Below are 13,964 nucleotides of genomic sequence, written 5' to 3'. Positions count from 1 at the left end.
GAGTGGTTTGCTCCCTCTTCCCTGAGGGAGAGGGCCGGGGTGAGGGGGAGTAGACGTTCAAAGAAACGTCGAAAGGACCGGGGGCGTTGATTATTTTTTCAGCGCCTTTTTTATTTACGCGCGGGAAGGAAATCCCTACGCAAACGTTTTCTTTTTCTGTTAGAATTCGCCCCGAACTGGATGACAGGGCGTTAAATCGTGGGACATATATGGTCTGGATTGATTACGCCATCATTGCGGTGATTGGTTTTTCCTGTCTGGTTAGCCTGATCCGTGGCTTTGTTCGTGAAGCGTTATCGCTGGTGACCTGGGGTTGTGCTTTCTTTGTCGCCAGTCATTACTACACTTACCTGTCTGTCTGGTTCACGGGCTTTGAAGATGAACTGGTCCGAAATGGAATCGCTATCGCGGTGCTGTTTATCGCAACGCTGATTGTCGGCGCTATCGTGAATTTCGTGATAGGTCAGCTGGTCGAGAAAACCGGTCTGTCAGGAACGGACAGGGTGCTCGGGATCTGTTTCGGGGCATTACGAGGCGTGCTGATTGTGGCCGCGATCCTGTTCTTCCTGGATACCTTCACCGGGTTCTCCAAAAGCGAAGACTGGCAGAAATCGCAGCTCATTCCAGAGTTCAGCTTCATCATCAGATGGTTCTTTGACTATCTGCAAAGCTCGTCGAGTTTTTTGCCCAGGGCATAAGCCCTGAGATGTGGCTTAACGAGGAAAAGACGAATGTGCGGTATTGTCGGTATCGCCGGTTTCATGCCGGTAAACCAGTCGATTTATGACGCGTTAACGGTGCTTCAGCACCGTGGGCAGGATGCTGCGGGTATCATCACCATTGATGCAAACAACTGCTTCCGTTTACGCAAGGCGAATGGCCTGGTAAACGATGTGTTTGAAGCCCGCCATATGCAGCGTCTGCAAGGTAATATGGGGATCGGTCACGTTCGTTATCCTACTGCTGGCAGTTCCAGCGCCTCTGAGGCACAGCCTTTCTACGTCAACTCACCGTATGGCATCACCCTTGCTCATAACGGCAACCTGACCAACGCGCACGAGCTGCGTAAAAAGCTGTTCGAAGAGAAACGTCGCCACATTAACACCACCTCTGATTCTGAAATCCTGCTCAACGTGTTCGCCAGCGAGCTGGATAACTTCCGCCACTACCCGCTGGAAGCAGACAACATCTTTGCTGCGATTGCCGCGACCAACCGCCAGATCCGCGGCGCTTACGCCTGCGTCGCGATGATCATCGGTCACGGCATGGTCGCCTTCCGCGATCCAAACGGCATTCGTCCGCTGGTGCTCGGCAAACGCGATCTCGGCGATGGCCGTACCGAATATATGGTTGCCTCTGAGAGCGTGGCGCTGGATACCCTGGGCTTCGAATTCCTGCGCGACGTTGCGCCGGGCGAAGCGGTCTACATTACCGAGAAGGGCCAGCTGTTTACCCGCCAGTGTGCCGACAACCCGGTCAGCAACCCATGCCTGTTTGAATACGTTTACTTTGCTCGTCCGGATTCCTTCATCGACAAGATCTCCGTCTACAGCGCGCGCGTCAACATGGGCACGAAGCTGGGCGAGAAGATTGCCCGCGAGTGGGACGATCTCGACATCGACGTGGTGATTCCTATCCCGGAAACCTCCTGCGATATCGCGCTGGAGATCGCCCGCATACTGGACAAGCCGTACCGTCAGGGCTTCGTGAAGAACCGCTACGTTGGCCGCACCTTTATCATGCCGGGCCAGCATCTGCGTCGTAAGTCCGTGCGCCGCAAGCTGAACGCCAACCGCGCGGAATTCCGTGACAAGAACGTCCTGCTGGTGGATGACTCCATCGTTCGCGGCACCACCTCTGAGCAGATTATCGAGATGGCGCGCGAAGCGGGTGCGAAGAAAGTTTACCTGGCCTCTGCCGCGCCGGAAATTCGCTTCCCGAACGTATACGGTATCGATATGCCAACCGCCAACGAGCTGATCGCTCACGGGCGTGAAGTGGATGAAATTCGCCAGATCATCGGCGCTGACGGCCTGATTTTCCAGGACCTCAACGACCTGATTGACGCCGTGCGTGCCGAGAACCCGGAAATTCAGCAGTTTGAATGCTCCGTGTTCAACGGTATTTACGTGACCAAAGACGTTGACCAGCAGTACCTCGACTATCTTGATTCGCTGCGCAATGACGACGCCAAAGCCGTCCAGCTGCAGAACGATCTTGAAAGCTTAGAGATGCACAACGAAGGTTGATGCTCATGCAGGTGAGGGCGAATGCCCTCACTTGCAACTCCCCGCAAAATCCTGCACAGTCTGCCCTGAAATCAGTAAGGGCGAAAATCATGAAACGACTCATTGTTGGGCTCAGCGGCGCCAGCGGCGCCATTTACGGCGTACGTCTGCTACAGATTCTGCGGAACGTGGCGGACGTCGAGACCCATCTGGTGATGAGCCAGGCGGCGCGGCAGACCCTCTCTCTGGAAACCGATCTCTCCCTGCGCGATGTTCAGGCACTGGCTGACGTGGTTCACGATGCCCGCGATATCGCCGCCAGCATCTCCTCTGGCTCGTATAAAACCGCCGGCATGGTTATCCTGCCCTGTTCAATTAAAACGCTCTCCGGCATTGTGAACAGCTATACCGACACCCTGGTGACGCGCGCGGCGGATGTGGTGCTGAAGGAGCGGCGTCCTCTGGTGCTCTGCGTGCGGGAAACGCCGCTGCACCTGGGACATCTGCGCTTAATGACGCAGGCCGCCGAGCTGGGAGCGGTGATCATGCCGCCGGTGCCCGCGTTCTACCATCGCCCGCAAACGCTGGACGACGTGATTAACCAGACCGTTAACCGCGTGCTGGATCAGTTCGATATCGACCTGCCTGAAGATCTCTTCACCCGCTGGCAGGGAGCCTGATTCTGTGCACAAACAGCGTGCATAAAAAAAGACGTTGCCCTGTTTCAGGGCAATTATGCAACGGCGATCATATCCTCGACATTTAATTCGTTTTTTCCCTTTTTCTCTTTCCGGTTCGTTCGGCAGACCTGCTATCTTTCACCATTAAGGCAGTATCGCAACGTTTTATTAACATATTTAACGTCGAAGTTTTGACCCGACGGCAATGTGGCATAAGACCTGCAAGATGAAGCCTGCAACACAACACACAACACACAACACACAACACAATACATAATAAAATCACGGTACTTGAGGGTAAATGTATGAAGAAGACGGTTCTGGCTCTGTCTTTGCTCGTGGGGTTAAGTGCGGCAGCAGGTAGCTACGCAGCGCTTCCACAGACGGTTCGTATCGGTACAGACGCAACCTACGCGCCATTCTCTTCCAAGGATGCGAAAGGCGATTTCGTGGGGTTTGATATCGATCTGGGAAATGAAATGTGCAAGCGCATTGCGGTGAAATGCACATGGGTGGGCAGCGACTTTGACGCGTTAATCCCGTCGCTGAAAGCCAAGAAAATCGACGCCATTATCTCTTCTCTCTCCATCACCGAAAAACGCCAGCAGGAGATTGCCTTCTCTGACAAGCTCTACGCCGCGGATTCTCGCCTGATTGCGCCGAAAGGTTCTCCGATCAAGCCCACCATCGACTCGCTGAAGGGCAAGCATGTTGGCGTGCTTCAGGGCTCGACGCAGGAAGGCTATGCCAATGCTAACTGGCGCGAGAAGGGCGTCGACGTGGTGGCCTATCAGAACCAGGATCTGATTTACTCTGACCTGGCGGCAGGCCGTCTGGATGCGGCATTCCAGGATGAAGTCGCCGCGAGCGAAGGCTTCCTGAAGCAGCCTGCGGGCAAGGACTACGCGTTTGCGGGCCCGTCGGTGAAAGACAAAAAGTACTTTGGTGACGGCACCGGGATTGGCCTGCGCAAGGATGATACCGAGCTGAAAGCCGCCTTCGACAAAGCCTTTGCAGAGCTGCGTAAAGACGGTACTTACGACAAACTGGCGAAGAAATACTTCGACTTCAACGTATACGGTGAATAATGCCTGGCGGTGACGCACCGGCACGGTGCGTTACGGGAGCGGTTGAACCAATACGGTGCATGTATTGCACCGTATTGGAACGCTTTGTGCATACTTACGCATTTATAATGCAAAAATTCCCGCCTGAAGGGCATTAGTCTTTGCCTGACAGAGGGGATTAATGGCACATTAGCACCACCCCGTCGTCGTAAAAATCCCGTATGAAGACAGTTTGTTGAGGACAAAGATGAAAAAACTCGTATTGTCACTATCTCTGGTACTGGCTTTTTCCAGCGCCACCGCGGCATTCGCAGCCATTCCGCAGAAAATTCGCATCGGTACCGATCCAACCTATGCGCCGTTCGAATCGAAGAATTCAAAGGGTGAACTGGTCGGTTTTGACATCGATCTGGCCAATGAGCTGTGCAAACGCATCAAAGCACAGTGTACCTACGTTGAGAACCCGCTGGATGCGCTGATCCCATCCCTGAAAGCAAAAAAAATCGACGTAATCATGTCCTCCCTCTCCATCACCGAAAAACGCCAGCAGGAGATTGCCTTCACCGACAAGCTCTACGCGGCCGATTCGCGTCTGGTGGTAGCAAAATCGTCTGATATTCAGCCAACGCTGGAGTCGCTGAAGGGGAAACGCGTCGGCGTGCTGCAGGGCACTACCCAGGAAACCTACGGCAACGAACACTGGGCGCCGAAGGGGATTGAAATCGTCTCCTATCAGGGCCAGGAAAATATCTACGCTGACCTGACGGCGGGCCGTATTGATGCGGCATTCCAGGATGAAGTCGCGGCGAGCGAAGGCTTCCTGAAAACGCCGGTAGGTAAAGATTACAAGTTTGGCGGCCCGTCCATTAAGGACGTGAAGCTGTTCGGTGTGGGCACCGGTATGGGCCTGCGCAAAGAAGACAACGAGCTGCGCGAGGCGCTGAACAAAGCGTTTGCTGAAATGCGCGCTGACGGCACCTACGACAAGCTGGCGAAAAAGTACTTTGATTTTAACGTTTACGGCGGCTAATCGCTCCGTCAAATAACGTGCGGCCCCTCCCGTAGCGGGAGGGGATAAGACACGGTTCCACCACTCACGATACGACAGGGCTCGCGGTATGCTGTACGGATTTTCTGGCGTTATTTTACAGGGCGCGCTTGTCACCCTTGAGCTGGCTATCAGCTCCGTGGTGCTGGCGGTGCTGATAGGTCTGGCGGGCGCAGGGGCGAAGCTTTCGGCTAACAAACCGCTGGCGCTGATTTTTGAAGGCTACACCACGCTGATTCGCGGCGTTCCCGATCTGGTGCTGATGCTGCTTATCTTTTACGGTCTGCAGATTGCGCTGAACAGCATAACGGACGCGATGGGCATGGGACAAATTGATATCGACCCGATGGTGGCCGGTATTATTACCCTCGGTTTTATCTATGGTGCCTACTTCACCGAAACCTTCCGCGGCGCTTACATGGCCGTGCCGAAAGGCCACATTGAGGCGGCCACCGCATTTGGTTTTACCTCTTCACAAACGTTTCGTCGGATCATGTTTCCGGCCATGATGCGCTATGCGCTGCCGGGCATCGGCAATAACTGGCAGGTTATCCTCAAAGCGACGGCGCTGGTCTCGCTGCTCGGCCTGGAAGACGTCGTGAAAGCGACTCAGCTGGCGGGCAAGAGCACCTGGGAGCCGTTCTATTTTGCGGTGGTCTGCGGCGTGATCTATCTGGTCTTTACGACCGTCTCCAACGGCGTGCTGCTTCTGCTTGAGCGTCGCTACTCCGTGGGTGTGAAGAGGGCTGACCTGTGATTGAGATTATTCAGGAATACTGGAAATCGCTGCTGTGGACGGACGGCTACCGCTTTACCGGCGTGGCGATCACGCTCTGGCTGCTGATCTCCTCCGTGGTGATGGGCGGCATTCTGGCGGTGTTTCTCGCCATTGGCCGCGTCTCGAACAATAAATTTATTCAGTTCCCGATCTGGCTGTTCACCTACGTGTTTCGCGGTACGCCGCTGTACGTGCAGCTGCTGGTGTTTTACTCGGGGATGTACACGCTGGAGATCGTAAAAGGCACCGAGATGCTGAACGCGTTCTTCCGCAGCGGTCTCAACTGTACGGTGCTGGCCTTAACGCTCAACACCTGCGCCTATACCACCGAGATTTTCGCCGGGGCCATTCGTTCTGTCCCTTACGGCGAAATTGAAGCGGCGCGCGCGTACGGCTTTTCCTCCGTGAAGCTCTACCGCTGCATTATTCTGCCGTCGGCCCTGCGCATCGCGTTACCGGCATACAGTAACGAAGTGATTTTGATGCTGCACTCTACCGCGCTGGCCTTTACCGCGACGGTGCCGGATCTGCTCAAAATCGCGCGCGATATTAACTCCGCGACCTACCAGCCGTTTACCGCGTTTGGCATTGCGGCGGTGCTCTATTTAATTATCTCTTATGTTCTGATTAGCCTGTTCCGTAAGGCTGAAAAACGCTGGTTGCAGCATATAAAACCCTCTTCGACGCACTGAGAAAGATGATGGCTGAGAACAAATTAAACGTTATTGATTTGCACAAACGCTACGGCGAACATGAAGTGCTGAAAGGGGTGTCGCTGCAGGCGAATGCGGGCGACGTGATCAGTATCATCGGCTCATCCGGCTCGGGTAAAAGTACCTTCCTGCGCTGCATAAACTTCCTCGAAAAGCCGAGCGAAGGCTCGATTGTGGTGAGCGGGCAGAATATTAACCTGGTGCGTGACAAAGACGGCCAGCTGAAGGTGGCGGATAAGCATCAGCTGCGCCTGCTGCGCACGCGTCTGACGATGGTATTCCAGCACTTCAACCTATGGAGCCACATGACGGTGCTGGAGAACGTGATGGAGGCGCCGATTCAGGTGCTGGGTCTGAGCAAGCAGGAAGCCCGCGAGCGCGCGGTGAAATACCTGGCGAAAGTGGGTATCGACGAGCGCCAGCAGATAAAATACCCGGTGCATCTCTCCGGCGGTCAGCAGCAGCGTGTCTCCATCGCCCGCGCGCTGGCGATGGAACCCGAGGTGCTGTTGTTCGACGAGCCGACTTCCGCGCTCGACCCGGAACTCGTTGGCGAAGTGCTGCGCATTATGCAGAAGCTGGCCGAAGAGGGCAAAACGATGGTGGTGGTGACGCACGAGATGGGCTTCGCCCGTAACGTCTCGAATCACGTGATTTTCCTGCACCAGGGAAAAATTGAAGAGCAGGGGCACCCGGACGACGTTTTAGCGAATCCGCAAAGCCCGCGTTTGCAGCAGTTCCTTAAGGGATCGTTGAAGTAGACAGGCCGCGGTGCAGCCTAATCGCCCGGTGGCGCTTCGCTTACCGGGCCTACAAAAACCGTAGGCCGGGCAAACGCAGTGCCGCCCGGCATTCAGGCCGCACCGCGCTCCAGCCGATACACCCAGTCGTCGTAACGCACGCCGTCAATCTCATACGCCTTTTCAAGCACCTGCGTGCGCACAAACCCCGCTTTCTCCAGCACCCGCACCGAACCGCCGTTGTCCGCCAGCACGTACGCGCTAATCGCCTTCACGCCGGTCTGGTTGAACGCGTAATCACACACCGCGCGCAGCGCCTCGCTGGCGATACCTTTCCCCTGCGCGGCAGGCACCACCGTGTAGCCGATGTCGGCCTCTTCACGATTCTCAGGGCTGATTTGCAGGCCGATATCGCCAAGCGGCGTATTGTCCTCCAGAGAGCGGATCACAAAGACGTGCTCCGCCATCAATCGTGCGGCAAACACGCGTCGGGTCTCTTTTTCCGGCGCGATGGCGGCCATGTAGCGCATGATGCGGCGATCTTCGCGCAGCGAGCGGAAAAACGCCCAGTCAGCGGGTTCGAAAGGAGTGAGGTGAAGCCGGGGTGTGGTGAGAGTTGCCATTGTTACGCCATATTTTCGGAACATGGCCTGTCACTGTAGCATATTCAGCGCACCACATCCCCCAGCGCCTCTTCTAATTCATACCAGCGGAACGCAAAACCGGCCGCTTCCAGCCGTTTTGGCAGCGCCCGTTGCCCGCCTAATACCAGCACGGACGCTTCGCCCATCATCAGGCGAATCACCGTGGCGGGCACGCGTAATATCGCCGGGCGGTGCAGAGCACGTCCCAGCGCATGAACAAACTGTTCATTACGCACCGGATACGGCGCAACCATGTTAAACGGCCCGCGCAGATCGTTATCGAGCAGCCAGAGGATGCCGTTGACCATATCGTCGATATGGATCCACGCCAGATACTGACGGCCATTACCAATGGGGCCGCCGAGTCCCAGCTTAAACGGCGGAAGCATTTTGCCCAGAATGCCGCCTTTCGGCGCAAGCACCACACCGGTCCGCAGCAGGCAGACGCGGGTGCTATCGCTCTGGGCTCGACAGGCGATGCGCTCCCATTCGGCGCAGAGCTTATGGGTAAATTCGTTGTGGGGCGGCTCTTCCTCTGTCACCACCACCTCACCAAGATCGCCGTAATAGCCCACGGCTGACCCGGAAATCAGCACCGAAGGTGGGGTGTGGCTATTGCGGATCAGCTCGACCAGCTTTTCGGTGATGGTCCACCGACTGCTGCATAACAGCTGTTTTTGCTCTTCCGTCCAGCGCTTATCGGCGATGGGCTCACCCGCGAGGTTAATGACGGCGTCGAAACCGTCCAGATTTTGCTGCTCGGCAAGATTTTTCCAGATATCGACACCGGCCCCCAGCACCTGACGCGCTTTCTCCGGGCTGCGCGTGACCACGGTAACGTCGTGATGCAGAGCCTGCAGACGTGCAATAAGGTGGCGACCAATCAGGCCTGTACCGCCGGTCAGCAAAATCTTCATACAACCTCCAGGTTTATGCCTGGCGCCGCCAGCTTAGCGTCATGGAGACGGAATCGGCGTAGCGCAGGGCATGAAGTTTATCGATCTCTACTTCAGCATAAGTGACCCAGTGATGATCGCGTGCGATATCGAGCACATCCTGAGTTAATTTTTCCAGCAGAGAGAAGCGGTTATTCTCCACAAACTGGATAATGTTTTTGGTGATTGTGCGGTAGTTCAGCGCGTCGTTGATGTCTTCGCTGGCCCGCGCTTTGTCTGCGGGGTAGTGGATCACCACGTTAATGACAATATCCTGGCGGTTGGCGATCTCTTCCTCTTTGATACCGATGAAGGTACGCAGGCGTAAATTTTTTATACGAATAATAGCGTCTGGCTGTGACATTGCAGGTCTTCTCCGTGTCAGTATTTCCTGCTCATCATACATGAGAGGTTTGCAGGCACCCAGCCTCATAGGGGGCTAAATTTGCTGGATTTTTTGCATCGCCCGCTCGGTGGCCGGGCGAGTCCGGATGCGCTCAAACCAGTTGTTCACCGCCGGGTAAGAGGTTAAGTCAATCCGGTGTTTTTCATGCGTATTCACCCACGGCCAGCAGGCGATATCGGCAATGCTGTAGTGATCGCCTCCGAGCCACGGCGTCTTTTCCAGCCGACGGTTCAGAACGTCATAAAGCCGTTGAGTCTCTACCTGATAGTGCTCTATCGCGTAAGGAATAGGCTGCGGGGCGTAGGCGGTAAAGTGGTGATTTTGCCCCAGCATGGGGCCCAGCCCGCTCGCCTGCCAGAAGAGCCACTGCAGGGTATGGTGACGTTCGCGCAGTTCGCCGCTCAGCAGCTTGCCGGTTTTTTCCGCCAGGTAGAGCAAAATTTCACCGGATTCAAACAGGCTCAGCGGCCTGCCTCCGTCCGCCGGCTGGTTATCGATAATGGCCGGAATTTTATTATTCGGCGAGATAGCCAGAAAGAGAGGGCTGAACTGCTCGCCTTTGCTGATATCCACGCGAATGATCCTGTAATCCAGCTCGGCTTCTTCAAGAAAGAGGGTGATCTTATGGCCGTTTGGGGTAGGGGCATAATAAAGGTCGATCATTCTCAACTCCTGTCCATGCGAAGAGGGGTGCCATGAAAATGAGTATAGGTGGTTGTTGTAAATCGTGAGTTTTCATCAAGTGACAGCGCGGCAAAGAGATTATATGTTGAGTAAAAACCGATCAGCCGATGAGGATGTTATGAACCAGCCCGTAATCACGTTGTGGTCCGATGCGAATTTCTTTTCTCCGTATGTTATGAGCGTATACGTTGCGCTGGCCGAAAAGGGACTGACTTTTACGCTTAAAACCGTCGATCTTGACGGCGGTGAACACCTCAAACCGCAGTGGCAGGGCTACGACCTGACCCGACGCGTGCCGGTGCTGGAGGTTGATGGTTTTGCCCTGAGCGAATCGTCAGCGATTGATGAATATTTGGAAGATCGCTTTGCGCCGCCTGAGTGGGAGCGCATCTATCCCCACGATCTGCAAAAACGCGCCCGGGCGCGGCAGATCCAGGCGTGGCTGCGAAGCGATCTGGTGCCGATTCGCGAGGAGCGCTCGACGGACGTCGTGTTTGCCGGGGTGAAAAAGCCGGCGCTCAGCGCAGAAGGCCGCGTCAGCGCGCAAAAGCTGATTGAGACCGCCACCTCGCTGCTCGCCCACGGCAACCCAAACCTGTTCGGCGAGTGGTGCATTGCCGACGCCGACCTGGCGCTGATGCTCAACCGCCTGATCCTCAACGGCGATGCGGTGCCGCAGCTGCTGGTGGATTATGCCGCGTTCCAGTGGCAGCGCGCCTCCGTGCAGCGCTATGTGGCACTCTCGGCCAAGCGCGCGGGCTGATAAGCCCCGACGCTTCAGGTATGATGGGGGCAGTCTGTTTTCCCGAGGAGTGACTGATGAAACTGATGTTTGCGTCGGATATCCATGGATCCCTGCCCGCGACCGAGCGCGTCCTCTCCCTGTTTGTACAAAGCGGCGCGCAGTGGCTGATTATTCTGGGGGATGTGCTCAATCATGGCCCGCGTAACGCGCTGCCGGAGGGCTACGCGCCTGCGCAGGTGGCGGAAAAGCTTAACCCGTTTGCCTCGCGCATTATCGCCGTTCGCGGCAACTGCGACAGCGAAGTGGACCAGATGCTGCTGCATTTCCCCCTTACCGCGCCGTGGCAACAGGTGCTGCTCGAACAACACCGGCTGTTTCTGACCCATGGGCACCTTTATAGCCCGGATAATCTCCCGCCCCTCGCGGCTGGCGATGTCCTGGTTTACGGTCATACTCATATTCCGGTTGCGGAAAAACGCGGTGAGATTTATCACTTTAATCCGGGCTCCGTCAGTATCCCGAAGGGGGGCTATCCTGCGAGCTACGGCATGCTGGATGAAAATACCCTGAGCGTTTTCGCACTTAATGATCAGCAAGTTATTGCGCAGATAGCGATTAATCCGTAAGTTACACCACAACTGCAAACGCGCCGAAAGAGCGCTTAGAAGAGAAGGTTTCCCGATGGTGGAGCAGAGTCATTTGGCAAGTACAGAGTGGGTTGACATTGTCAGCGAAGAGAATGAAGTGATCGCGCAGGCCAGCCGCGAACAAATGCGGGCGGAGCGCCTGCGTCACCGCGCAACGTACATCGTCGTGCATGACGGTATGGGCAAAATTCTGGTGCAGCGCCGCACGGACACCAAAGATTTTCTCCCGGGGATGCTGGATGCCACCGCGGGCGGCGTCGTCCAGGCGGATGAAGTGCTGCTGGATTCCGCCCGGCGTGAAGCGGAAGAAGAGTTAGGCATTGCCGGCGTGCCGTTTGCCGAGCACGGGCAGTTCTACTTCGAGGATGAACACTGCCGCGTCTGGGGCGGGCTGTTTAGCTGCGTTTCCCACGGCCCGTTCGCCCTGCAGGAAGAAGAGGTGAGTGAAGTCAGCTGGATGACGCCGGAAGAGATCACCGCGCGCTGCGACGAGTTCACGCCGGATTCATTAAAAGCGCTGGCGCTGTGGATGACCCGCAACGCCAAAAACGAATCGACTAAATCAGAGAAAGAGGAAGAGGCCGAGTAAGCCTCAGCAACTCTCCCTCAGACACAGACTGGACGCGATGGGCTTTTGATCGCGCCAGTCTCCGCCATTCAGGCGCTCCAGCAGCGCTTTCCCGGCCTCAATACCAATCTTGCGGTGCGGTACCGCCATCGTCGTCAGCGGCGGCTGACAGACGCTGCTCACATCGCTATCGCCAAAGCCAACCACCGCCAGATCGTCCGGCACTTTGATTCGCCTGCGCTGGCACTCGTACAGCGCGCCGCAGGCCAGCTCGTCGGAGACGCACACCAGCGCATCCAGCTCCGGCCACGCCAGCAGGAACTCGGGCAGCTGCGCCGCGCCGGTTGAGAAGCTCGGCGGCATCGCCGCGTTAATGACCCGGTTCGGCGACATATGGTGGCGAAGCATGGCTTTGTACCAGCCCTGCAGATGCTGCTGGAAAATCCACTGCTCCTGGTTGGCGCACAGCAGGCCTATATTTTGATAGCCGCGCTTAATGACCATTTCCGTGAGCTCATACATCGCCGCCACGTTATCAATCCCGATATTCATATCAATCGGATCGGCGCGCATGGCGCCCATCTCCATCACCGGAATAGAGGCATTTTTCAGCCAGTGGCGAACGGTGTCGGTATGTTCAACGCTGAGCAGGATTGCGGCCGCAATGTTCGACGCCAGCAGCGTCTCCAGCAGCTTTTCCTCCTGCTCCAGACGGTGCTGGGATTCAGCCAGCATGATCTGGTATCCGGCAGGCTGCAGCACCTGCTGTAGCCCGGCGAACATCTCCGAGCAGCCGGCTTCGGAGAGGTTGGGCACGACCATGGCTATCGTCCATGACGAGGCCGAGGCCAGCGCGCTGGCGGCAAGATTAGGCATATAGCCCAGCGCCTGCACGGCAGCGTCAATTTTTTCACGTAGTTTATCGGAAACCTGTTCGGGCGTGCGGAGTGCACGGGACACGGTCATCGTGCCCACACCGGCAAGCTGTGCGACATCGGCGAGTGTCACTTTACCGGTACTGCGCCGTTTTCGGGTTAGAGACATACACCTTCCTGCTGACCAGACGCGTTCTTCTTTTCCTTCGCTTCACGTGACAGGCAGTATACGCCTTAAATCCCTTTTTTTGCTGTGATTTAGCAACGTGATTGCAATTTGATAGCGCTATCACATTTCTGCATGTTAAGCATTGGTAGCGCTATCTTTGTGATCGCGATCGCAGTCAATCATCGACGCGTTGAATAAAGTTTGCTCATCTTAAGCGTGTCGCGGGAGTGAAAAGTGCTCAAAAAATGGATATATGATACAACCATCACGCTGCAGGAGAGCGTGGAAGACTGGCCGCAGGCGCTGGAGCTGTGCGCGAAGCCGCTGCTGGATCTGCAGGTGATTGCGCCTGAATACGTCACGGCCATTATCCAGCAGCACCACGCGTTAGGACCCTATTATGTGCTGGCACCAGGGCTGGCGATGCCGCACGCGCGGCCGGAGGAAGGTGCCAAAGGACTGGGGCTGTCGTTATTAAAACTAAAACAGGGCGTCTCGTTTGGTGCCGGTGAGTTTGACCCTGTCGACGTCATTGTTATGCTCGCGGCACCCGACAAAAATAGCCATATCGAGATGATCTCATCGCTGGCTGAATTATTTTCCAGCGACGAAGATATGGAAAAACTGCATCAGGCGAATACCCTGGAGGAAATTAAAACGATTATTGACCGCTTCTGATTTAATTCTTTAATCCGATTATTCACAACATTACGCGTCGGCGTGATGGGGCGTGCTCTACTCAAAATAAGGGGACAACAATGAAAATCATGGCTATTTGCGGCTCCGGCCTGGGCAGCAGTTTTATGGTCGAAATGAATATTAAAAAGGTGCTCAAAAAGCTGGAGATTAGCGCAGAGGTTGAACATTCCGATCTCTCCTCGGCCACGCCGGGCGCGGCGGATCTGTTCGTGATGGCAAAAGACATTGCGGCCAGCGCCAGCGTCCCGGAAAGCCAGCTGGTGGTGATCAACAACATCATCGACATCAACGAGCTTGAAGCGCAGCTGCGCGCCTGGTTCGAAAGACAATAACCCTGA

General features: G+C 55.9%; 18 protein-coding genes. 13 read left to right on the top strand and 5 right to left on the bottom strand.

Annotation, left to right across the window (positions count from 1 at the left end; genetic code table 11):
- Positions 1-209: 209 nt before the first annotated feature.
- The 8 genes from cvpA to hisP all read left to right on the top strand — a co-directional run bounded on the left by cvpA (position 210) and on the right by hisP (position 7,275).
- On the top strand, positions 210-698 hold the full coding sequence (gene cvpA / locus ACJBF3_RS01575; RefSeq protein WP_045327894.1) for a colicin V production protein: 489 nt from the start codon (positions 210-212) through the stop codon (positions 696-698).
- A gap of 33 nt (positions 699-731) precedes the next feature.
- Positions 732-2,249 carry an amidophosphoribosyltransferase gene (gene purF / locus ACJBF3_RS01570; protein WP_021241570.1) on the top strand — a complete coding sequence of 506 codons (1,518 nt, stop codon included), beginning with the start codon at positions 732-734 and terminating at the stop codon, positions 2,247-2,249.
- An 89-nt stretch (positions 2,250-2,338) separates the two neighbouring features.
- Positions 2,339-2,908 (top strand): UbiX family flavin prenyltransferase, encoded by a 570-nt coding sequence (locus ACJBF3_RS01565; protein WP_045327895.1) that lies wholly within the window; start codon positions 2,339-2,341, stop codon positions 2,906-2,908.
- A 305-nt stretch (positions 2,909-3,213) separates the two neighbouring features.
- Positions 3,214-3,996, top strand: coding sequence for a lysine/arginine/ornithine ABC transporter substrate-binding protein ArgT (argT, locus tag ACJBF3_RS01560; RefSeq protein ID WP_008502593.1), 783 nt, complete (start codon positions 3,214-3,216; stop codon positions 3,994-3,996).
- A 226-nt stretch (positions 3,997-4,222) separates the two neighbouring features.
- Positions 4,223-5,005 (top strand): histidine ABC transporter substrate-binding protein HisJ, encoded by a 783-nt coding sequence (hisJ, locus tag ACJBF3_RS01555; protein WP_008502592.1) that lies wholly within the window; start codon positions 4,223-4,225, stop codon positions 5,003-5,005.
- Between the two features lie 88 nt (positions 5,006-5,093).
- Entirely contained in the window at positions 5,094-5,780 is a 687-nt protein-coding gene (locus ACJBF3_RS01550) for a histidine ABC transporter permease HisQ (protein WP_045327897.1), read from the top strand.
- Positions 5,777-6,493 (top strand): ABC transporter permease, encoded by a 717-nt coding sequence (locus ACJBF3_RS01545; protein ID WP_008502590.1) that lies wholly within the window; start codon positions 5,777-5,779, stop codon positions 6,491-6,493. Before ACJBF3_RS01550 ends, ACJBF3_RS01545 begins: the two co-directional genes overlap by 4 nt.
- Before the next feature lie 8 nt (positions 6,494-6,501).
- A complete protein-coding gene (hisP, locus tag ACJBF3_RS01540) occupies positions 6,502-7,275 on the top strand; it encodes a histidine ABC transporter ATP-binding protein HisP (protein WP_045327899.1) in 774 nt (257 codons plus the stop codon).
- A 92-nt stretch (positions 7,276-7,367) separates the two neighbouring features.
- Here hisP and ACJBF3_RS01535 read toward each other — a convergent pair whose 3' ends face one another.
- From ACJBF3_RS01535 to yfcG, 4 genes are all read right to left on the bottom strand, one after another.
- A complete protein-coding gene (locus ACJBF3_RS01535) occupies positions 7,368-7,877 on the bottom strand; it encodes a GNAT family N-acetyltransferase (RefSeq protein ID WP_045327900.1) in 510 nt (169 codons plus the stop codon).
- A gap of 44 nt (positions 7,878-7,921) precedes the next feature.
- On the bottom strand, positions 7,922-8,815 hold the full coding sequence (locus tag ACJBF3_RS01530; RefSeq protein WP_045327901.1) for a TIGR01777 family oxidoreductase: 894 nt from the start codon (positions 8,813-8,815) through the stop codon (positions 7,922-7,924).
- A gap of 13 nt (positions 8,816-8,828) precedes the next feature.
- On the bottom strand, positions 8,829-9,197 hold the full coding sequence (gene folX, locus ACJBF3_RS01525) for a dihydroneopterin triphosphate 2'-epimerase (protein ID WP_045327902.1): 369 nt from the start codon (positions 9,195-9,197) through the stop codon (positions 8,829-8,831).
- Positions 9,198-9,272: 75 nt separating this feature from the next.
- The gene (yfcG, locus tag ACJBF3_RS01520) at positions 9,273-9,902 is read right to left on the bottom strand and encodes a GSH-dependent disulfide bond oxidoreductase (protein ID WP_047723518.1); all 630 of its coding nucleotides are present in this window, start codon (positions 9,900-9,902) and stop codon (positions 9,273-9,275) included.
- 139 nt (positions 9,903-10,041) lie between these two features.
- On the opposite strand from yfcG, the gene yfcF reads away from it, so the two are divergent.
- The 3 genes from yfcF to yfcD are packed head-to-tail and all read left to right on the top strand — an operon-like array spanning position 10,042 to position 11,904.
- Complete coding sequence (gene yfcF, locus ACJBF3_RS01515; protein WP_045327903.1) at positions 10,042-10,686, top strand: glutathione transferase; 645 nt, start codon at positions 10,042-10,044, stop codon at positions 10,684-10,686.
- Between the two features lie 56 nt (positions 10,687-10,742).
- A complete protein-coding gene (gene yfcE / locus ACJBF3_RS01510; RefSeq protein ID WP_045327905.1) occupies positions 10,743-11,294 on the top strand; it encodes a phosphodiesterase in 552 nt (183 codons plus the stop codon).
- 55 nt (positions 11,295-11,349) lie between these two features.
- Positions 11,350-11,904, top strand: coding sequence for an NUDIX hydrolase YfcD (gene yfcD / locus ACJBF3_RS01505; RefSeq protein WP_045327907.1), 555 nt, complete (start codon positions 11,350-11,352; stop codon positions 11,902-11,904).
- Positions 11,905-11,907: 3 nt separating this feature from the next.
- Here yfcD and ACJBF3_RS01500 read toward each other — a convergent pair whose 3' ends face one another.
- Positions 11,908-12,927, bottom strand: coding sequence for a LacI family DNA-binding transcriptional regulator (locus ACJBF3_RS01500; protein WP_045327908.1), 1,020 nt, complete (start codon positions 12,925-12,927; stop codon positions 11,908-11,910).
- 234 nt (positions 12,928-13,161) lie between these two features.
- On the opposite strand from ACJBF3_RS01500, the gene ACJBF3_RS01495 reads away from it, so the two are divergent.
- Positions 13,162-13,605 carry a PTS sugar transporter subunit IIA gene (locus ACJBF3_RS01495; RefSeq protein WP_045327909.1) on the top strand — a complete coding sequence of 148 codons (444 nt, stop codon included), beginning with the start codon at positions 13,162-13,164 and terminating at the stop codon, positions 13,603-13,605.
- An 80-nt stretch (positions 13,606-13,685) separates the two neighbouring features.
- Positions 13,686-13,958, top strand: a complete 273-nt coding sequence (locus ACJBF3_RS01490; protein ID WP_045327910.1) for a PTS sugar transporter subunit IIB — start codon at positions 13,686-13,688, stop codon at positions 13,956-13,958.
- Positions 13,959-13,964 lie beyond the last annotated feature (6 nt).

Origin of the sequence: Enterobacter sp. PP-008-ECC_S150 (genome assembly GCF_045257065.1) — a bacterium.
In the GTDB taxonomy this organism is placed as follows: Bacteria; Pseudomonadota; Gammaproteobacteria; order Enterobacterales; family Enterobacteriaceae; genus Enterobacter; species Enterobacter chengduensis.
Note: the sequence above shows the minus strand (reverse complement) of the source record. Positions and strands in the feature narration are given on the sequence as shown.